The organism is Sphingobium baderi (genome assembly GCF_001456115.1).
Lineage (GTDB): Bacteria > Pseudomonadota > Alphaproteobacteria > Sphingomonadales > Sphingomonadaceae > Sphingobium > Sphingobium baderi_A.
In genome coordinates this window covers 346,614-366,351 of sequence record NZ_CP013264.1, presented here as the reverse complement: position 1 = coordinate 366,351, position 19,738 = coordinate 346,614, and the positions used below count along the sequence as shown (strand labels likewise).

The following is a 19,738-nucleotide window of genomic DNA, read 5'->3' as shown; positions in this document are numbered from 1 at the left end:
CGTCATGCAAGGATGGCGGCGAGCTGTCGGTCCACCGGCTGTTACGCCTGCGCCTCCCTGCGCCACCGGCCGAGGATTACGACCTGCCATGCGACCGCCACGGCGCCCACGATAAACACGACATCGCCGAAGGTGCGGACCCAGCGCAGGGTTTCGAGGAAGGGCTGCTGGAGAAATTCGTCGCTGCGCGCATACCACATGCCGACGCTGGTGCTCGCTTGGAACTGGAACAGTCCGACCGGCAGCAGACTGGTGAAGATCATCAGCACCAAACCCGCGTTGAGGCTCCAGAAGCCGGTTTTCATCAGCCCTTCGTTGAACATCATGTCAGGACGCAGATAGCGCAGGATCAACAGCACGAAGCCCAGTGACAGGAAGCCATAGACGCCAAACAGAGCGGCATGGGCATGAACCGCCGTGGTGTTGAGGCCTTGCAGGTAGAATAGCGCCACCGGCGTATTGATCATGAAGCCGAAAACGCCCGCGCCCAGCATGTTCCAGAAGGCGACCGCGACAAAGCACATCAGCGGCCATTTCACCCGCTGCATCCACGGCGCGCGGTCCTTGTAGCTCCAATGTTCCCAGGCCTCGTAGCCGAGTACGATGAGCGGTACGACTTCCAGCGCGCTGAACGCCGCGCCGACCGCCATGACCGGCGTCGTGGTACCCGAGAAATAGAGGTGATGGAACGTGCCCGGTACCCCGCCGACCATGAACAGCGACGCCGACGTCAATGCGGCGGCCGTGGCGATGCGCCGCGACACCAGTCCCATGGAGGCGAAGATGAAGGCGAGGGCGGTGGTGGCGAACACCTCGAAGATGCCCTCGACCCACAGATGCACCACCCACCAGCGCCAATATTCCATGATCGTGATGTGGGTGCGCTCTCCGTAGAACAGGCCCGAGCCGTAGAACAGGCCGATGGCGACGACCGATACGCACAGCAGGGCGATCAGATTCTTGTCTCCGCCGCCACGCAGCGCGGGGATCATCGCGCGCAGCATCAGGCCGAGCCAGAACAAGAGGCCGATGAACAGCGCAACCTGCCAAAACCGGCCAAGATCGAGATATTCATAGCCCTGATGGCCAAACCAGAAGTTCAGCTCCGGCGGCATCACCTGCGCGATGGCGAAGAACGTGCCGGCATAGGAGCCGACCACCACTATCAGCAGCGCCACGAACAGGATATGAACGCCCAGCGCCTGATATTTGGGGTCCTTGCCGCCGTTGATGAGCGGCGCGAGGAACAGCCCCGCCGCCAGAAACGCGGTGGCGATCCAGAAGATCGCGCTCTGGACGTGCCAGGTGCGGCTGAGCGAATAGGGCAGCCATGACAGGTCGAGGCCATAAAAGCCTTGCCCCTCGATCGTGTAATGGGCGGTCAGACCGCCGAGGAACACCTGCGCCACGAACAGCGCCATCACGACGAACAGATATTTGCCGACCGCCTTTTGCGATGCTGTCACCCCGACGGCGAGCATCGGATCGCTCGCGGGCGCTTCGGGTTCAGGCTCATGCCTTCGCAGGAACGCCCAGCCCCAGATCAGCGCGCCCACCCCGGCGATCAGGATCATGACGCAGGCCAGCGACCACATGATGTTTTCGGCGGTGGGGTGATTGCTGATCAGCGGTTCGGGCGGCCAGTTGTTGGTATAGGTCGCATCCGTCCCCGGCCGTTCGGTGGCGGTGGCCCAGGCGGTCCAGAAGAAGAAGTGGGTCAGGTCTTCCCGTCGCTCCCCGCTGGGCAGCGTGTTCTCTTTCATGGCGTAATTGTCGCGCCGCTCCCGCAGAGCCGGATCGTTGCCATAGAGCCGCTGATAATAGTCCGCGACTTGCGCCATGGCACGCGCCCGGCGGTCGGAAACGGTCAGCGTGCCGGTGCCGGGATCATACGTGTTCTGGCGATATTCCTGCTCCAGCCAATATCGCAGCTTGGCCTGTTCTCCGGGCTGGAGGGCATCGAACCGCATGCCGGCGGTTTCCTGCGCGGTGAGATCGAGCCAGGTGGTGAGTTCGCGGTGCAGCCAGTCCGCCGACCAGTCGGGCGCTTGGTAGGCGCCATGCCCCCAGATCGACCCGACCTGCATGCCGCCAGTGCTTTGCCACGCCGTCTGCCCATCGAGAATATCATCGCGGGTCATCAGCACGGTGCCGCTGGCCGATACGACCTGTGCGGGAATCGGGGGCGGCTTTTTATAGAATTCGGTGCCGTAGAACCCCAATATGCTGAACGTGACGACGAGGACCGCGATCAGCGTCCACCACAGCTTGCGATATTCCCCCACGAAACTCCCCTTGCTGACCGAGCGACTCAGCCAATCATAACAAAATAGATGACAGTTCAGGTGTCGGTACGGAAAGCCGGCGCATCGAACAGGATGGTTAGCAGAAGCGCGCTGTCGGCAATACCGCGCACGGCATGGGGCGTTCCCGGCTCCAGATACACCCAGTCGCCGGCACGCATATCTGGGGATTTGCCCGCTTCGAAAGCGACATGCCCCTCCAGGCAATGGAGGATTATGGACCCATCGACCTTGTGGGCCGGAAGAGACTCTCCCGCCCGCACGACAAGATGGATCGCCTCGAACGAGCTTGTCCGGGCAAGCGCACGCGTCCGCGCCGCCGGATCATCGATACCGGCAAGATGCGCCACCTCGCCTGACGTTACGTGCTTCAAGGCCATCGTTGCGCGCCCCCAATCGAAGTTGTTTCGAACAGCATCCCGCAGGCTTCATGCGGCGCATCATTTGCCCATCATCCCGGCCAAGCCATACCGCGTCAAGCAGCTATTGATGCTGACAATGTCCGCAATGGGTGCGGAACCCGCCGTTCGCCGCCGTCTCGCGATTGGCAGGTTTGTCCCACGATCCGGCGCTTGCTTCCGGCGGCAGTCGACCAGAATGCGTCGTTCGCCGATCGGGCTTTGACCAGCAGCTTTCACCAGAACCAGCCATTCGCCTACCGCGAAGCCGCCTGGCAGCAATGCGCCCTCAAGACGGTCATTCGGGGATATCCATTGAACACTGCAAAGCGGACGTTGCGGAGGCCTATGTCTTGAGGGAAGAAACGAGTTGATCGGCTAGGTCGCGAGCGGTTCGCGCCGCGCCCATGATCGTCGCCGAGCCCGGACCACACCAATCCCCATAGCCCGCGAGCCAGAGGCGAGGCTCCGCGACGGCTTGCTGGCCGTCCACCTCGACGCGGCCTTCCTTGCCGACGATGCCCAGGGAGCGCAAATGGTCCAACGCAGGGCCAAAGCCGGTGCACCAGATGATGGCGTCGACTTTGCTCTCCCGACCATCCTCCCATACGACTCCATCTCGGGTCATGCGGGTGAAGGGGCGAACCGAGCCGAGGACCCCGCGATTGCGGGCGTCCCTGACCGGCGGCACCATCACGATATCCCCGATCCCGCCCACCGGCTCTGCGCTAGGCCCTGCTTTCAAGCGAGCCGTAGCTCGTTCGAACAACACGCGTCCGTCGACATCGTCGGGGAGGAAGAGCGGGTCCCTGAGAGTTACCCAGGTGGCATCCGCGACCTGGGACAGCTCGGCCAGGATTTGCGCGCCGCTGTTGCCCCCGCCAACGACGAGGACTGTCTTGCCCGCGAAGTCGTCTGGCGAGCGATAATGGGCTGAGTGTAGTTGTGCACCTTCGAACAGGTCACGTCCTGGGATTTTCGGACTGTAGGGTTCGGACCAGGTCCCCGTGGCGCTCACCACTTGCCTGGCGAGATAGCCGCCGCGATCCGTTCTCATGATGAGGGCGTTATCGGTCCGGCTCACCTCCAGCACTCTGACCGGCCGCTCGATCCGAAACTCGTAGCGCTGCTCGTACCGGGTGAGGTAGGCGATCACGTCGTCGCGCGTCGGGAAACCTCCGTGTTCGGTCGGCGGCATGAGCCAGCCCGGTAGCGAGCTGTAGCCAGCCGGAGAAAACAGGCGCAGCGAATCCCAGCCATGCCGCCAGGCACCGCCGGGTCCGTCCTCGCCGTCGAGGATCAGGAAGTCGGCGCCGGCGCGCCGCAGATAATAGCCGAGCGCAAGGCCCATCTGCCCTCCGCCGATGATGATGATGTCATGCTCGGTCATCATGCCCTCGTGCCTGGTTGATCAGGCCATCCCCGTGCAACGTAGCCGGCACGGTCCTGCCAGGCGAACAAATTTCGACGCTTCTCGAATTATCGGTTGATCGACCCACCAGCTGCAACTATTTTGACGGCTATCGAAAGGTTGATGATGGATGAGCTCGCACGACAGGTCTGGGCGGTGGATGCGCTTGGCGCGCTCGCCCACGAGACGCGTCTTTCGGTGTTCCGCATGCTCGTCAAAGCCGGGCCTGACGGCCTGGTGGCCGGTGACATCGCCAGCGGCGCTGGCGTACCGCCCTCGACGATGTCGCATCACCTCTCGACGCTCGAGCGCGCCGGCCTGGTGACCTCCGAACGCGAAAGCCGCCTGATCCGCTACCGCGCGGACTACGCCGGTATGAAGCGCCTGCTCACGTTCCTGCTGCAGGACTGCTGCGGCGGCGCCCCCGAGATGTGCGTCGACCTAACAGGCGAACTCGAATGGGGCGAGCCAGAGAGCGGAACTCGCCCGATGGGCGGCGAGGTCGTCATCTACCACAACCCCGAATGCGGGACCTCGCGCAACGCGCTGGCGATGATCCGCAACGCGGGCATCGAGCCGCACGTGATCGAGTACCTCAAGACGCCGCCGTCGCGCGCTATGCTCGAAGGCCTGATCAAGCGGGCCGGCCTGACCCCGCGCGATCTGCTCCGCGAAAAAGGAACGCCCTACGCCGAACTCGGCCTCGACGACACGGGGCTCACCGACGCGCAGCTCCTCGACGCGATGATGGAGCATCCGATCCTCATCAACCGCCCTCTGGTCGTGTCGCCGCTCGGCGTGAAGCTGTGCCGGCCTTCGGAAGCGGTGCTCGACCTCCTGCCCGCGCGCCAGGCGGGTGCATTCGCCAAGGAGGATGGCGAGCAGGTCGTCGATGCCGACGGCCGGCGCCTGCGGTGAGCGGACTTCAGGGAACCGGCGTGTCCAGCGAGCTGGCAGCCCGCGCCCCGGCGAACTCGCCGCTGGGCGCGTTCGAGCGCTTCCTGTCGGTCTGGGTGGCGCTGGCGATCGTCGCCGGGATCGCGCTCGGGCTGGTCGCGCCGGGCACCGTGGGCGTGCTTTCGCAGCTCGAGTACGCGTCGGTCAATCTTGTCGTCGCGCTGCTCATCTGGGCGATGATCTACCCGATGATGGTCGCGGTGGACTTCGCCAGCATTCGGAATATCGGCAGGAAGCCCAAGGGGCTGATCATCACGCTGGTGGTCAACTGGCTGATCAAGCCGTTCACGATGGCGGCGCTGGCCGTGTTGTTCTTCGATTACCTGTACGCGGGCGTGATCGGCGAAGGGGCGGCCGACGAGTACATCGCCGGGCTCATTCTGCTCGGCGCCGCGCCGTGCACCGCGATGGTCTTCGTCTGGTCGCAGATGACGCGCGGCGACCCAGCCTACACGCTGGTGCAGGTCTCGGTGAACGACCTCGTGATGATCGTCGCCTTTGCGCCGATCGTCGCCCTGCTGCTCGGCGTCACCGACATCGAAGTGCCGTGGGAGACCCTGCTGCTCTCGGTCGGGCTTTACGTGGTCATTCCGCTCGTCGCCGGGGCGATCACCCGGCGGCGGGTCGTCGCACGCCACGGCGGCGACGAGACGGCCGTCGATGCCTTCACCGCGCGGCTCAAGCCGTGGTCGATCGTCGGCCTGCTGGCGACGGTCGTGCTGCTGTTCGCGTTCCAGGCAGGGACGATCGTGGCCAATCCGCTGCTGATCGTGCTGATCGCTATTCCAATCATCATCCAGTCCTACGGCATCTTCGCGCTGACTTATGCGGCGGCGAAAGCGTGGAGAGTGCCGCACAACATCGCGGCGCCGTGCGCGATGATCGGCACGTCCAACTTCTTCGAACTCGCCGTGGCGGTGGCGATCGGGCTGTTCGGTCTTTCCAGCGGGGCCGCGCTGGCGACCGTCGTCGGCGTGCTGGTCGAGGTCCCGGTCATGCTCTCGCTGGTCGCTTACGCCAACCGCACCCGCGACCGCTTTCCCGCCTCCTGAACAGCAGACGACCATGTCCCGTATACGCGTTCTCCCGGACCCCGATCACGTGCCCGCGCTGAGGCGCGAGTACGTCCGCCATAGCCCGGCATCCGGCCTCGGCAGGCTCGACCCGGCCCCGCGCATCCTATTGCTCTACGGATCGCTCCGCGAGCGCTCCTATTCGCGGCTCGCCGTCGAAGAGGCGGCGCGGCTGCTGCAGCTGTTCGGCTGCGAGACGCGCATTTTCGATCCGTCGGACCTGCCGCTGCCCGACCAGGTCGCCAACGACGATCACCCCGCCGTGCACGAGCTGCGCGAGCACTCGCTGTGGTCCGAGGGACAGGTCTGGTGCAGCCCCGAACGCCACGGCCAGATTTCGGGCATAATGAAGGCCCAGATCGATCACCTTCCGCTCGCCTACAAGGGGCTTCGGCCGACCCAGGGCAGAACACTGGCGGTCATGCAGGTGTGTGCCGGATCCCAGTCCTTCAACACGATCAACACGCTCCGCATCCTCGGGCGCTGGATGCGCATGGTGACGATCCCCAACCAGTCGAGCATCGCCAAGGCATACGAGGAGTTCGATGAGGAAGGGCGAATGCGGCCCTCCGGCTATTACGATCGCATCGTCGACGTGATGGAGGAACTGGTCCGCTTCACCGTGCTGCTGCGGCCACATGCCCGGCAGTTCGTCGATCGCTATTCCGAGCGCAAGGATCGGGGCGAGCCAGTCGATACTCACGTCGAGCGGGCGGGGCTGGCGAAGGACTGACCATGTCCGCTTGAGCCCTCGAGCCAACTAAAGCGGGCCGTCAGCAGACGGCCCAGGAGCCGTAATACCGGTCCCTTCACAAGCTGCCGGTCAGCAAGGCGCCCTCATCTCGGTCATTAGGCCAGCCGCCGGCCTCTCCCGAAAGCGGTCATCGAGACGGCACGCAGCAATGGCCGCTTTGTGTCGAGGCAGGCCGGTCGGACCCGTTCTTCTCCATGGCCAATCACGGCCACGGAGAATGACGATGACCTACTCGCACTTAGACCCGGCGATGCACCACCGCGTGGCCTGGAATGCTGGAAAGACGGTGGGAACGAAGCGACCGCTCACCCAGAAGCAGATCTGGGCGATCCGGTTCTTCCTCGATCGAGAGGAGCGGCTCCGTGATCGCGCGCTGTTCGACCTTGCCATCGACAGCAAGCTGCGCGGCTGCGACCTCGTGAAGCTCAAGATCGGTGATCTTGTGGCGGGGTCCGATATTCGGAACCGCGCGCTCGTCATCCAGCAGAAAACAGGACGACCGGTGCAGTTCGAGATTACCGCTGACGCTCGCGCCAGCCTTGCCACATGGCTCCTGCGCCGTGGTGGACCAGCCGATGGGTATGTCTTTCCCAGTCGTCTTGATCACCGTCGCCCCATGAGCACGCGCCAATATGCCAGGCTGCTGGACGAATTGGTCACAGCCGTCGGACTGCGCCGAGAAGACTATGGCACGCATTCGATGCGCCGCACCAAGGCTGCCATGATCTACAGGGCCACCGGAAACCTACGCGCGGTGCAGATCTTGCTCGGTCACACCAAGATCGAGAACACCGTTCGCTATCTGGGCGTCGATGTGGAGGACGCGCTCCTCCTCGCCGAGCGCACCGAAATCTGACTATCGATGCGGCCATCGGGCACTGCCCGATGGCCGCTGCTGGCGGCAACGGAAGCGCAGTGGTTCGACCGTCACGACCCGATGCCGCCACTATCTCCATGAGCTTCGTGGATCAGACCTTCGCTGCCGGAAGAACGATGCAGTACTTAATGGTCGGCCGAAGTCTCCCGGTGCTGGTGGCTGGCGCCGGCCTCGGTCAGATGCTGCACGCCTTCGGCGAAGTGCGTGAACTGCACGTAGGCCTCCACGTACTCGCGCCCCTGCGCGACCGACTCTTCTGCTACTTGTCGTTTCTGGTAGGCGTCCGCAAAGCGCTCCTCGACCCCATGGCGAACCGCGGATGCCAGCTCATCGGCGAGCGGTCCAACTTGGCCGGTCTGCAGCGCCCTGTCAGCGGCGGCAATCGCCGGGTCAACGCTGCCCGCAGGTTTTAGCCCGGTGAAGCCCTCTCCCTCACTGGCGCGGTGGACCCGGATCACAGTTTCGTAAAAGTAGCGATCGGCCACCTGCATCGCGGCGTCGCTTTCCCCACGCACCGCCAGCGTCATCTGGAACGCGCTGCGGATCTCATCCTCGTCTTCTTGCGTGACCCACTTGAGAACCGGGGTCAGGTTTGCCTCGCTGAGAGCCCTTTGCGCGTCATGCACCACCGGGCCATCCATGCTGTCGCAGTGGGCCAAAGCGGGGGTGGGTATGACGACCGCCAATGCGCCCAGAGAGGCGGCGACGGCAAGCAGGTGACGGCGGATCTGCATTTCGAACCCTTTCCGATCTTCTCGTTCTTCCTGGCGGGCTCCCACGAGCCTTGCCTCGTCTGAAAAGATGTGGTGTGCTACCCTGCAAAGGTAGTGGCGAAAATTGCAAGTTGTCTTTGCATGAATGCAAACGCTGACAACTGGGACGACCTGCGGGTATTTCTCGCGGTCGCTCGCGCCGGCTCACTCTCCGGGGCGGCGCGAGCGCTCGGCGTCAATCACTCCACCGTTTTCCGGCGGATCGGCGCCTTCGAGCGGGCGCTCGAGGTGCGGCTCTTCGACCGCCTTCCCGGCGGCTATGTCCTGACGGCAGCCGGGGAGGAGATGCGCGAGTCCGCTCTGCGCGTCGAGGCGGAGATTGCCGCGCTGGGCCGGAAGGTGGTGGGCCAGGATTTGCGGCTGAGCGGCACGGTCCGGATCGCCACGATCGACATGCTGGCGGTCTGGCTGCTGCCGCGCCACCTCGCGGCCTTTCGCGTCGCCTATCCAGGCATAGAGCTCGAAGTTGCCGTATCCAACGCTGCGGTGAACCTCAGCCGGCACGAAGCCGACGTCGCGCTTCGCGTAGGCAACCAGCCACCGGAAACCTTGGTGGGGCGCCGCGTCGGACGGCTCGTCTTCGCCTCCTACGGGGCCATCGGCATAAGGGATCGAGACAAGGATATGCCATTGGCGGAACGAGACTGGATCGGATTCGAGTCCGATCACGCGGCGCTCGCCAGCCGCTTTGCGCGCTTCCTGCCGAAGGTTCGCCCGGTCTTTCGCGTGAACTCGGTCGCCGCCGCTGTTGCTGCGGCGAAAGCCGGCATCGGGCTCGCGCCCCTGCCCTGCGGCATTGCCGACCTGGAGCCCGATCTAGTGCGCGTCGCACAACTGCCCGACGCCTTCAGTCTCGATCTTTGGCTTCTGACCCATGAGGACTTGCGCCACACCGCCCGTATCCGCGCGCTTCTCGATTTTCTAGCCGAAGCCTTGGCGGCGGACGCGCCGCTGCTGGAAGGCCGGCAAGTGGAATGAGCAGTAGACCAAACAGCGGCTGTGACGGGTACAAGACATGAGGCTAAGGTTGTCCTGACGCTTGTTGCCGGTCAGGCTTTCGAGAACCGCCGATTGGCGGTCCCCGTGCGGAGCGAGGCTCGCCGGGTGATCCCGGCCTGACGTTGCCCCAACGAAGAAACTAACTTCCGCTCTTGAACCTTCATTAGTCCACTCTAAATTAGACATGTCTAATGGAGGCTCAGAATGAGCGCTATAGGAATTCCAACTTCGGAGTTCACACGCCAGGCGGGCGAGGCGACCCGTCTTCTCAAGGTCATGGCGAACGAATGCCGCCTACTTGTTCTCTGCTACCTCGCAGAGGCCGGCGAGTTGTCGGTGGGCGAATTGATCGACCGTGTCGGGCTCAGCCAGTCAGCGCTGTCCCAGCACCTTGCCAAACTGCGCGAGGAGGGCATCGTCGCCACGCGAAAGGACGCCCAGTGCGTATTCTACCGCGTCTGTGATCCCAAGGCCGAGCAAGTGCTCGTTCTACTCCATCAAATCTTTTGCCCTGAGCTTGGCAATACAAGTGCTCGGGAGCTTGAATCCGGAGAAAACGCATGACGCAGGATCGCAACATCGAGAAAGCCATCGCCCAGGTAGACGCCGTGCTCGCCGGCGAGCTGCGCGCGCCGCACGTCCGGGCGTTCTTCCACGAGCCGACCTTCACCGCGAGCTATGTCGTGAGCGACGACGCCACCCGACGCGCGGCGATCATCGACAGCGTGTGGGACTTCGACCAGCCGTCGGGGCGGACCAGCTTCGAGGCCGCCGATGAGATCGTCGCCTACGTGCAGGAGCAGGGACTGACGGTCGACTGGATCCTCGAGACCCACGCCCACGCGGACCACCTGTCGGCCGCTCCCTACCTGCAGGAGAAGCTTGGCGGCAAGCTCGCCATCGGCAGCGAAATCATCACCGTCCAGGGCGTGTTCGGCAAGATCTTCAACGAAGGCACCGAGTTCGCGCGGGACGGCTCGCAGTTCGACCGCCTGCTCGAGGACGGCGAGGAGCTGATGATCGGCGAGATCCCGCTGATCGCGCTCCACGTGCCCGGGCACACGCCGGCGGACTTGGCCTACATCATCGGCGATGCCGCGTTCATCGGCGATACGATGTTCATGCCCGACTACGGCTCGGCGCGCGCCGACTTCCCCGGCGGCGATGCGCACAAGCTGTACCGCTCGGTCCGGCGTCTCATGAATTTGCCGGATCAGACCCGCGTGTTCCTGTGCCACGATTACAAGGCGCCCAATCGGGAAGAGTTCGTGTGGGAGACCACGATGCTCGCCGAGCGGACCGCCAACGTTCACCTGCACAAGGATGTGACCGAGGACGAGTTCGTCGAGATGCGCACGCAGCGTGACGCAACTCTCGAGATGCCGCGGCTGATCCTGCCCTCGATTCAGGTCAATATGCGCGGCGGGCACTTGCCCCCACCGGAGGATGACGGGACATCCTACCTCAAAGTGCCGGTGAACAAGCTGTGATGCTTCCCGGCTTTCCGGATGCCGCTCCGCTGCAGGGTCTGGTCGGCGGCGTGCTGATCGGCCTTGCCGCGGCGCTGATGCTGCTGGGGGCGGGGCGGATCGCCGGGGTCTCGGGCATACTCGCCCGCGGCACCGGCATCGCCGAAGGAAGCATGGCGCGCACGAGCGCTTGGGGCTTCATCATCGGCCTTCCGTTCGGAGCGCTGGCGATCCGTCTTGCAACCGACTGGGAGCCGGCACTCTTTGCCGGCTGGCCGCTGCTGATCGTTGCCGGCCTGCTTGTCGGGTTCGGCACCCGGATGGGCAGCGGCTGCACCAGCGGTCACGGCGTGTGCGGTGTCAGCAGGCTGTCGCAGCGCTCGATTGTGGCGACCGCCACCTTCATGGCGGCCGGGATCGCCACCGTGTTTCTCATGTCGCTGATCGGAGCCTGACGCATGGCCCATCTCCGCAAGCTTCTGCCACCGATTGCCTCGGGGTCCCTGTTCGGGATGGGTCTGACCGTCTCGGGCATGACCGATCCGCAACGGGTGCGCGGCTTCCTTGACATGTTCGGCGACTGGGACCCCACCCTCGCCTTCGTCATGGGCGGCGCGGTTCTGGTCATGGCAGTGGCCTGGCGTATCCAGGCGCGCATGACGAAGCCCGTATTCGGCGAAAAATTCGCCCTTCCAGATCGGACTGATCTCGATCCGCGCCTGATTGCCGGCGCTGCGCTGTTCGGCATCGGCTGGGGCATTGCTGGCCTTTGCCCAGGCCCTGCCGTGGCATCGCTCGTGCTGTCGCCGGTGCATGCCATCCCGTTCGTCGCAGCCATGCTCGCGGGCATGCTGCTCCAGAAAATCACCATGGAACGAAAGGTTGCCTCATGACACAGCCCAAGCGCCTCTCCGATCGCCTGTCGGTCACACCGCAGATCGATCCGGCGGACATGCAAGAGCTTGCCGCTGCCGGCTTTCGGTCGGTGATCAGCAACCGCCCCGACGGGGAAGAGCCGGATCAGCCCGACTGGACGACGATCGAGCGAGCCGCGCGCGATGCGGGCATGGACGCGCGCCACATTCCAGTAACGCCGAGCGCCATCTCCGACGAGGATGCCGCCCGATTCAGAGCCGCGCTCGAGGAGCTGCCCGGGCCGATCGTTGGCTTTTGCCGCACGGGCGCGCGATCCACCTCGCTCTGGGCGTTGTCGAACGCCGGCCAGCGTTCGGCTGAGGAGTTGATCCGCACCGCTGCCGATGCCGGCTACGACATCGCAGCGTTGCACGACCGCTTGGCGAAGCGCTGAGGGAAGCCGAGGCCCGCCCGATCATGCCGCGCCTTGCCCGCTACCTGCCAATCCTCGATTGGGGTCGCGCCTATAGCGGCACCGCGCTCACGAACGACCTCGTCGCGGCGGGAATCGTCACGATCATGCTGATCCCACAGAGCCTCGCTTATGCGATGCTCGCGGGGCTGCCCCCCGAAGTCGGCCTCTACGCCTCGATCCTCCCCATCGTCGCTTATGCGCTGTTCGGCACCAGTCGCGCGCTCGCGGTCGGGCCCGTGGCCGTCATCTCGCTGATGACTCTGACCGCCGCGAGCAGCGTGGCGCCTCCAGGCAGCGCCGAATTCATCGCCGCCGCGCTGGTGCTGGCGCTGCTTTCGGGCCTGATCCTGCTGCTGATGGGCGTGCTCAAGCTTGGCTTCCTGGCAAACCTTCTGTCGCATCCGGTCGTCTCCGGCTTCATTACCGCTTCCGGCATCATCATCGCCACCAGCCAGCTGAAGGCAATCTTCGGCATTTCGGCTTCGGGCGAAGCGATGCCCGAGCTGGTCGAGACATTGCTGGCCAACCTTCCCGACACCAACCTGCCGACGCTGGTCATTGGCGTGCTCTCGACGGCGTTCCTCTTCTGGGTCCGCAAGGGCCTGAAGCCGGTCCTGATCAGGGCGGGGCTGCAGCCGCGTCCGGCCGACCTCGTCGCCAAGGCCGGCCCGATCGCAGCGGTCGCGGCGGCGACGCTCGCAGTCGTCGTGTTCGATCTGGAGCGGCAGGGCGTCCGGGTGGTCGGAAGCATCCCCCAGAACCTCCCGCCGCTGACGGTGCCGCTGTTCGACCCTCGCCTGTGGCAGCAACTGGCGATTCCTGCGCTGCTCCTGTCGATCATCGGCTTCGTTGAGTCGGTTTCGGTGGCGCAGACCCTCGCGGCTAAGAAGAGACAGCGGATTGATCCCGACCAGGAGCTCATTGGCCTCGGCGCGGCGAACGTCGCCGCGTCGTTCTCCGGCGGCTATCCCGTCACTGGCGGGTTCGCGCGGTCGGTGGTGAACTTCGACGCCGGTGCCGAAACGCCCGCCGCCGGCGCCTTCACCGCCGTCGGCATCGCCATCGCCGCGCTGTTCCTCACGCCTCTGCTCTACGCCTTGCCCCTGGCGACGCTGGCCGCGACCATCATCGTGGCGGTCTTGAGTCTGGTGGACCTGAAGACGCCGCGCACCATCTGGCGCTACTCGCGAGCGGACTTCGCCGCTATGGCCGCGACCATAGCCGTGACGTTGCTGCTCGGCGTAGAACCAGGTGTGATCGCCGGCGTTGGGCTCAGCCTGGCGCTCTACCTGTGGCGCTCGTCGCGCCCCCATGCCGCGATCGTCGGCCGCGTGCCGGAGACGGGACACTTCCGCAACGTCAAGCGGCACAAGGTCCTGACCGATCCGTGCGTGCTGACGATCCGCATCGACGAGAGCCTAACCTATCTCAACGCCCGCTGGCTCGAGGAATTCGTGCTCGAGACGGTGGCCGACTACCCCGAGGCGAAGCATCTCGTGCTGATGGCCTCGGCCGTGAACTCGATCGACGCCTCGGCGCTCGAAAGCCTCGAGGCAATCAATCACCGGCTGGCCGATGGGGGCATCAAGCTGCACCTGTCCGAGGTGAAGGGTCCGGTGATGGACCGGTTGCAGCGCTCCTCGTTCCTCGAAGAGCTCAGCGGCGAGGTCTTCCTCTCACAGGATGAGGCGTTCTCAAGCTTGATAAAGAGAAGCGAGAACGAAGTGCCCCCTCAACGGGACGATCTCTGGCTGGCACGTGGTCTGATCTAGCTGCTGGTGAAGGTTCGATCAGCCGACCTGCTGTTAGGTATGGCGGGGCCAGTAGGTGCGGCGAAATGTCGGGCAGGCGCGACTCATCAAGCGGGAGGCGCCACGATCCCCAATTTGACGGCGCCGGACATTCGGATGCATGCTGGGCGCACTGCTCGCCCTTGAGTGCTGCAGCACGGAGCCGGTGGTATTATGAAGTCGTGGCAAGCGATTATCGGGATCGTGGCGATTAGCTTAGGCCTCGCACTATTGGAGGTCCCGCCGATAACCTGGTGGACACCCGCGACGCTTAGTTTGGCTTGCGGGATTTCAGCTCTGGCACTGATGGCCACCGCAGCGATTCTGGCTGCACGCTGGCCCATGATGGAAGGACTCTTCGGCGGACTGGACCGAGTATACGAAGCTCACAAGTGGCTGGGTGTCTTTGCACTTGCACTGGCCTCGGTGCATCTGCTTTTCAAGGCGGGCGATCCGCTGTGGCAGGCCGAAGCGATCCTGGCCTTGCCGTCCGCCGGGACCCGATTCGTGCGGCAGGCCAGCTTTGTCGCGCTGATGGCGATCGTGATCCTCGCGCTGAACCGGAACATCCCCTACAGCGTGTGGCGCTGGTGGCATCGCCTTTCGGGACCGCTGTTCCTTGTCGTCGTCGCCCACTGGCTCAGCATCAAGTCGCCGATTGAACTCGGTAGCGCCGCCGGGCTGTGGCTTGCCGGGCTCTCGGCACTCGCCGTGCTGGCGGCCGCCTACAAGCTGTTGCTCTACCCGCTGGTGGCGCGCCACGGTCACTACCGGGTCGTCAAGGTCTCGCGCGGATCCGGCGCGGCCGAGATCGAGCTCGAGCCGATAAGCCACCGGGCGCGGTTCCACGCGGGCCACTTCGGGTTCCTGCGTATGAAGGCGGACGGGCTGCGCGAGCCGCATCCGTTCACGATCGCCTCGGCCCCTTCGGCGGACGGGAGGATCAGTTTCGTCATTCGTGCGCTCGGCGACTATACGACGAAGCTGATCGCCGAGGTCGAGCCCGGCATGCACGCCGACGTCTATGCACCCTACGGCCGCTTCGAGCGGAAACCGGAGTGTGAGCGGGAAATCTGGATCGGCGGGGGCGTGGGAATATCGCCGTTCATCGCCTGGATGCGGGATGGCGAGGCGGACCGCTTCGAACAAGTGACGCTGTTCTACTTCTTCACGCCCGGCCGGGCGTTCCCCGACGTGTCCGTCCTGGAGGCGATGGCCCGCGATCGGGGTATTGAGTTCGTGCCGGTAAGTGCCGGCCCCTCATCCGAGGCGTTCACGCAGCGGTTCGGGCAGATCGCGCAGAGCGTGGACGCGTCGCAGCTCGACATAGCGGTGTGCGGGCCCCGAGGGCTGCTGGATGCGGTTCGCCGGGCCGCGAGCGGTCATGGCCTTCGCAGCGGCGCCATTCGCCACGAACTGTTTGCCTTCCGATGACCTCCAGGCGCATCGCTCCGGAACAAAGCCCTCACCGTCTGACTTGCCAGATGGGGTCGATACAGCTCGAACCGACGAGGGGTCTAAGATGAGGCATCCCGGATTTTTCATCGCGGCGTTGGCGACTTTCGTGCTGGCAGCAGGCTGTGCAGAGCGCCCTGCGCCTTCCACCGCCAGCGCGCTGCCGTCCGAGGCGGCCCCGATACCGCCCGAAGCAAAGCTGGGCAGGATAGTCGCCGAGCAACAATGCTCGCGATGCCACGCAATCGACCTCACCGGCGCCAGCGCCATTGCAGAGGCGCCACCGCTGCGCGACCTCTACAAGCGCTACGCGATCGAGGACCTCCGAGGGGCATTCGTCCGGGGCATCGAAGTGGCTCATGCGCGCATGCCGGCGTTTCGGCTGTCGCCGCGCGACGTCGATAACTTGCTCGTCTACCTGAGATCCATCGACCCATGCGCTCAACCATCGACCGACGAGGAGGCGATGGCGAGGTGTTTTGAGCCGCTTTGATCCCGCCTGCGTCCGGCAATGAAAGCCTCGTGAGCAGCGACCCGGCAACGCCGCAACGCGGGCTGGTTCGTTCGTTATCGCTGACGCACGCGGTTCTCTACGGCCTCGGAGTGACGATCGGGGCCGGGATATACGTCCTGGTCGGCGTCATGGCGGACCGGAGCGGGATGCACGCTCCGCTGGCCTTCCTCGTCGCCGCCATACCGATGGCCTTGAGCGCCGCCTCTTTCGCCGAGCTCGGCACGCGCATGCCGGTAAGCGCGAGCGAAGCGGCCTACGCCCAAGCAGCATTCGACCGCCGTTGGCTCAGCCTTTCGGTCGGGCTCTTGGTGGTCGCTACGGCCACGATATCCGCCGCCACGATCGCCAGCGGCAGCGCTGGCTATATCGCGTCGTTTCTCGACTGGCCCGATTTCTGGATCATCGCCGGGGTGGTCCTGGCCATGGGGGCGGTGTCGTGCCTCGCGACGACGCAGTCGGTCACCTTCGCCGGCATAATGACCGTGATCGAGATTGGCGGGCTCCTCGCGATCATCGGAGCCGGCCTCATGATGGGCGAAGCGCCTCTTGAGCGGCTGCCTGAACTCGTACCTGGTCCCGGCGACGCGGCTGCCTGGGTTTCAGTGCTGGGATCGAGCCTGGTGGCGGTGTTCGCGTTCCTCGGCTTCGAGCACCTGGTCAACATTTCGGAGGAGTTGAAGGAGCCGACGCGAACCTTGCCGCGCGCGCTGTTCCTGACTCTGGGAATCACGGCCGTGCTGTACTTCGTCGTAGTCTGGATCGCGGTGGTCGCGGTCCCGCCTGTTGAGCTGGGTGCGTCCGAGGCGCCCCTGGCCCTGGTATTCGAGCGCCTGACCGGGTTTCCGCTGGTGACGATGAGCGCCATCGCGATCGTGGCCACCCTCAATGGCGTGGTGGTCCACATGATCATGATTGCGCGGGTCCTTTACGGGATGGCGCGGCAAGGTTTTCTGCCGTCGCGGCTCGGCACCGTCAGCTCCGTGACGGGCACTCCGCTTGTCACCACCGCCATTGGCGTGGTGGCGATCCTGGCGCTGGCCGTCGCGCTGTCGCTTGGGGGCCTGGCTGACCTCGCAGCAAGAGGTACGCTTGTGATCTTCGCGATCATCAATCTGGCACTGCTAAAGATAAAGAGGGCGGAAGCGAGCGCGCCTGACCACGTTTTTGTTTGCCCGGTATGGGTGCCAGTCGTTGGTTTCGCATCCACGGTGGCGCTGCTTGCCGCCGACTTTGCTCTCTAGGGCGACTGTCAATAGCGCGGGAGCATACATTCGCGTTGGGGTGACAGCAGAAGCCATCTGCACTGCCACCCGCCCTCCCATTATCTCCCAATATCACGCCGTTTCTTGTGTTGGGGACGCGTCGCCCAACCAATCGGTCGTTCCCGAAGAGGTTGATCTCCGCATGTGTCCGCTCTCCAACGGCAGCTATGTGCATTGGCTCGCTGCAGACCTGCCATTCAGCAGCCGGCCCAGTTGCGGACGTTCGCCCCGTGGGCCAGTATTCCGCGACACAGCCTTGGACGTGCACAAGGGAACTCGGGGTATGCGCAGATTTGACCGGGCCAACAAGGTCCGCCCCATAGGCATCGTCTTCGTACTCATGATGCTTATTGGTGCAATCTCGGGTAACCTCTACCTGCTGTTTGCCGGTATGGTGCCTGCCGGTGCGCTCGGAACATTCCTCCTGTGCGAGCAATGCAGCCGCCCGTACCTGCACAAACCTCTGCGATGGCTACTCACCGGGCAAGGTGACGGCACCTGCGTGAGGTGTGGCCACCGTAACTGATTTTGAATTTAAGCCCGGTTTGGTCGATCCAGCCAAACGGCAGCTCCCCACCCCGCAGCGGTCACGCTGTGTCCAGCGGAGACTGCCTGAAAGCCGATACGCTGCTTTGGCCTGTGCTCGTCAGAACCTGCTATTCTGGTGCCGGCCCAGCTCGCGTCGTTCTGCGACGCCGGTCGGATAGATGCCGGACGTCCGCTCCCAACAGGAGCTGCCGTCCGACATGTAGCCTGCGAACGGCAGCAAAGTCCCAGACCAAGTCTTTCATCCTTCTCAAATGCGTGATGAACGAAAGGCAGGAATCGATCACGGCAATCTGAAACTCGAATGTCTGGAATGTTGGCGGCACTTGCCAGTCCGCTGGCCGGCTTTGCATTGGTCGCTTCCGACCAGGGTCGGTCGTCTAGGTTTGCTCGATCAACGTCCCGTCTCGACGGAAGCTGCCGCCCGGGCTGATCCAAGAAGACAATCGGCAACGTGCCAGAAACGGCCGGCGGCGGGGTGCGTCACCGCGTGAGGTCTGCGATAGCCGGGACAGCAGCGTCCGTATAACGTCACAGGTGATCGGGCGGTTGTTCGACGACCATGCTTTTGTTACGTTTGCTGCGTCGACTCTTGGTGGCACTTCAGACTCTGCGGCTTCGGGGCGGGTCGAAAATTCCAAATCGGTCCGATCTAGCCAGCCATCGCTCCAAGGGCGTCGCCGGCGCAGCGTTCGAAGGCGGCAGCGCCAAACCCCGGCTAATCTCGGCCGCGAACGCTTTGGAAACGACCTCTTCGAGTGAGTGGAAAAGAGGATGAGTGACCTTGGTGAAAGCCACGCGCCATCTGGCGCGATGCCCGGCCTGCCTTATGAGCGGCGCCGCGCAAGGGACGAGATCGCGCAGCGCCTGGCCGCGATCGTCGAGTCCTCCGACGACGCCATTCTGGCGAAAGATCTGGATGGAACCATCACGAGCTGGAACAGGGGAGCGGAACGGCTGTTCGGCTATCGCGCCGCCGAGATCGTCGGAAAGTCGGTCATGCTTCTCCTGCCAGATGATCGGCAGGACGACGAGGCACCGATCCTGGCACGGCTGCGCCGAGGCGAGCGCGTCCGTCACTATGAAACGGTCAGGCGCCGCAAGGACGGGAGTCTGATAGACATCTCGCTCAGCGTATCACCGTTGCGCGATGCGAACGGCACGGTTATCGGCGCCTCCACGATCGCGCGCGACATTACGGAGCGCAAGCAAGCCGAGGAGCGGCAACGCTTGTTGCTGCGTGAGATGGACCACCGGATGAAGAACCTGTTCGCGCTTGCAGGCAGCCTCGTCGGCATGAGCGTGCGCGATGCTGCAAGCCCACAGGAACTGGCCTCCATCGTCCAGGAGCGTTTGAGCGCGCTGGCGCGTGCGCACGCTCTCACAATGCCGAAGGACTCCGCTGCCGGCAGTAACGATTCGGTTAGGCTCCACGTATTGCTTCGGACGATTTTGGCACCTTACGAGGGTGCTGGCGGTGGCGATGACCGGCTGCGAATCAACGGCGATGATGTGACGTTACCCGGAAACGCGATGACCACGATCGCACTCATCCTCCACGAACTGGCTACCAATGCCGCGAAATACGGCGCGTTGTCGTCACCATCGGGCACCGTCACCGTCGAATGCGTCGCGAAAAAAGATACGCTTGCTTTGATCTGGGATGAGCGCGGCGGCCCGCGGAGCGATGAGCCGGGGGAAGATGGATTCGGCAGCTTGCTTGGGCGCCTGGCCAGCGGACAGCTTGGCGGCACCATCGAGCGTGAGTGGCGGCCGGAGGGATTGCGTGTCACCCTGACGGTTCTACGTGATCGCCTGAGATGACGC

19 protein-coding genes and 1 pseudogene are annotated in these 19,738 nt (G+C 64.3%); 16 read left to right on the top strand and 4 right to left on the bottom strand.

Annotated features, from left to right (window positions below):
- Window positions 1-41: 41 nt before the first annotated feature.
- The 3 genes from ATN00_RS02000 to ATN00_RS01985 all read right to left on the bottom strand — a co-directional run bounded on the left by ATN00_RS02000 (window position 42) and on the right by ATN00_RS01985 (window position 4,094).
- Window positions 42-2,285 carry a nitric-oxide reductase large subunit gene (locus ATN00_RS02000; RefSeq protein ID WP_062061413.1) on the bottom strand — a complete coding sequence of 748 codons (2,244 nt, stop codon included), beginning with the start codon at window positions 2,283-2,285 and terminating at the stop codon, window positions 42-44.
- Between the two features lie 56 nt (window positions 2,286-2,341).
- Complete coding sequence (locus ATN00_RS01995) at window positions 2,342-2,683, bottom strand: cupin domain-containing protein (RefSeq protein ID WP_062061410.1); 342 nt, start codon at window positions 2,681-2,683, stop codon at window positions 2,342-2,344.
- Window positions 2,684-3,047: 364 nt separating this feature from the next.
- Entirely contained in the window at window positions 3,048-4,094 is a 1,047-nt protein-coding gene (locus ATN00_RS01985) for an ArsO family NAD(P)H-dependent flavin-containing monooxygenase (protein WP_062061404.1), read from the bottom strand.
- Window positions 4,095-4,235: 141 nt separating this feature from the next.
- On the opposite strand from ATN00_RS01985, the pseudogene ATN00_RS24175 reads away from it, so the two are divergent.
- From ATN00_RS24175 to ATN00_RS01965, 5 genes and pseudogenes are all read left to right on the top strand, one after another.
- Window positions 4,236-4,487, top strand: a pseudogene (locus ATN00_RS24175) (ArsR/SmtB family transcription factor); the annotation flags it as partial.
- 114 nt (window positions 4,488-4,601) lie between these two features.
- Window positions 4,602-5,030: an arsenate reductase (glutaredoxin) gene (gene arsC / locus ATN00_RS23570; RefSeq protein WP_062068287.1), complete on the top strand. Its 429-nt coding sequence runs from the start codon at window positions 4,602-4,604 to the stop codon at window positions 5,028-5,030.
- A gap of 20 nt (window positions 5,031-5,050) precedes the next feature.
- Window positions 5,051-6,121 carry an ACR3 family arsenite efflux transporter gene (arsB, locus tag ATN00_RS01975; RefSeq protein WP_062068285.1) on the top strand — a complete coding sequence of 357 codons (1,071 nt, stop codon included), beginning with the start codon at window positions 5,051-5,053 and terminating at the stop codon, window positions 6,119-6,121.
- Between the two features lie 13 nt (window positions 6,122-6,134).
- The gene (gene arsH, locus ATN00_RS01970) at window positions 6,135-6,875 is read left to right on the top strand and encodes an arsenical resistance protein ArsH (protein ID WP_062061401.1); all 741 of its coding nucleotides are present in this window, start codon (window positions 6,135-6,137) and stop codon (window positions 6,873-6,875) included.
- 244 nt (window positions 6,876-7,119) lie between these two features.
- Window positions 7,120-7,752 carry a tyrosine-type recombinase/integrase gene (locus tag ATN00_RS01965; RefSeq protein ID WP_062061398.1) on the top strand — a complete coding sequence of 211 codons (633 nt, stop codon included), beginning with the start codon at window positions 7,120-7,122 and terminating at the stop codon, window positions 7,750-7,752.
- Between the two features lie 146 nt (window positions 7,753-7,898).
- On the opposite strand, the gene ATN00_RS01960 is transcribed toward ATN00_RS01965, so the two are convergent.
- Complete coding sequence (locus ATN00_RS01960) at window positions 7,899-8,507, bottom strand: DUF6448 family protein (RefSeq protein ID WP_062061395.1); 609 nt, start codon at window positions 8,505-8,507, stop codon at window positions 7,899-7,901.
- 120 nt (window positions 8,508-8,627) lie between these two features.
- Between ATN00_RS01960 and ATN00_RS01955 the strand changes: the two genes are divergently transcribed.
- The 11 genes from ATN00_RS01955 (at window position 8,628) to ATN00_RS01900 (ending at window position 19,735) form a co-directional block, all read left to right on the top strand.
- Window positions 8,628-9,524 (top strand): LysR family transcriptional regulator, encoded by an 897-nt coding sequence (locus ATN00_RS01955; protein ID WP_062061392.1) that lies wholly within the window; start codon window positions 8,628-8,630, stop codon window positions 9,522-9,524.
- A gap of 225 nt (window positions 9,525-9,749) precedes the next feature.
- Window positions 9,750-10,109: an ArsR/SmtB family transcription factor gene (locus tag ATN00_RS01950; protein WP_062061389.1), complete on the top strand. Its 360-nt coding sequence runs from the start codon at window positions 9,750-9,752 to the stop codon at window positions 10,107-10,109.
- The gene (locus ATN00_RS01945) at window positions 10,106-11,035 is read left to right on the top strand and encodes an MBL fold metallo-hydrolase (RefSeq protein ID WP_062061386.1); all 930 of its coding nucleotides are present in this window, start codon (window positions 10,106-10,108) and stop codon (window positions 11,033-11,035) included. Before ATN00_RS01950 ends, ATN00_RS01945 begins: the two co-directional genes overlap by 4 nt.
- On the top strand, window positions 11,035-11,469 hold the full coding sequence (locus ATN00_RS01940; protein ID WP_062061383.1) for a YeeE/YedE family protein: 435 nt from the start codon (window positions 11,035-11,037) through the stop codon (window positions 11,467-11,469). The genes ATN00_RS01945 and ATN00_RS01940 overlap by 1 nt, the downstream gene beginning before the upstream one ends.
- Before the next feature lie 3 nt (window positions 11,470-11,472).
- On the top strand, window positions 11,473-11,907 hold the full coding sequence (locus tag ATN00_RS01935; RefSeq protein ID WP_062061379.1) for a YeeE/YedE family protein: 435 nt from the start codon (window positions 11,473-11,475) through the stop codon (window positions 11,905-11,907).
- Complete coding sequence (locus ATN00_RS01930; RefSeq protein ID WP_062061378.1) at window positions 11,904-12,323, top strand: protein tyrosine phosphatase family protein; 420 nt, start codon at window positions 11,904-11,906, stop codon at window positions 12,321-12,323. The genes ATN00_RS01935 and ATN00_RS01930 overlap by 4 nt, the downstream gene beginning before the upstream one ends.
- Window positions 12,324-12,346: 23 nt before the next feature.
- Window positions 12,347-14,116 (top strand): SulP family inorganic anion transporter, encoded by a 1,770-nt coding sequence (locus ATN00_RS01925; RefSeq protein ID WP_062061376.1) that lies wholly within the window; start codon window positions 12,347-12,349, stop codon window positions 14,114-14,116.
- Window positions 14,117-14,308: 192 nt separating this feature from the next.
- A complete protein-coding gene (locus ATN00_RS01920; RefSeq protein ID WP_062061374.1) occupies window positions 14,309-15,568 on the top strand; it encodes a ferredoxin reductase family protein in 1,260 nt (419 codons plus the stop codon).
- An 88-nt stretch (window positions 15,569-15,656) separates the two neighbouring features.
- Window positions 15,657-16,082: a c-type cytochrome gene (locus ATN00_RS01915; protein ID WP_062061372.1), complete on the top strand. Its 426-nt coding sequence runs from the start codon at window positions 15,657-15,659 to the stop codon at window positions 16,080-16,082.
- Between the two features lie 29 nt (window positions 16,083-16,111).
- Window positions 16,112-17,344 carry an APC family permease gene (locus ATN00_RS01910; RefSeq protein ID WP_062068283.1) on the top strand — a complete coding sequence of 411 codons (1,233 nt, stop codon included), beginning with the start codon at window positions 16,112-16,114 and terminating at the stop codon, window positions 17,342-17,344.
- Window positions 17,345-18,685: 1,341 nt separating this feature from the next.
- Window positions 18,686-19,735 (top strand): PAS domain S-box protein, encoded by a 1,050-nt coding sequence (locus ATN00_RS01900; protein ID WP_082635061.1) that lies wholly within the window; start codon window positions 18,686-18,688, stop codon window positions 19,733-19,735.
- Window positions 19,736-19,738: the final 3 nt, after the last annotated feature.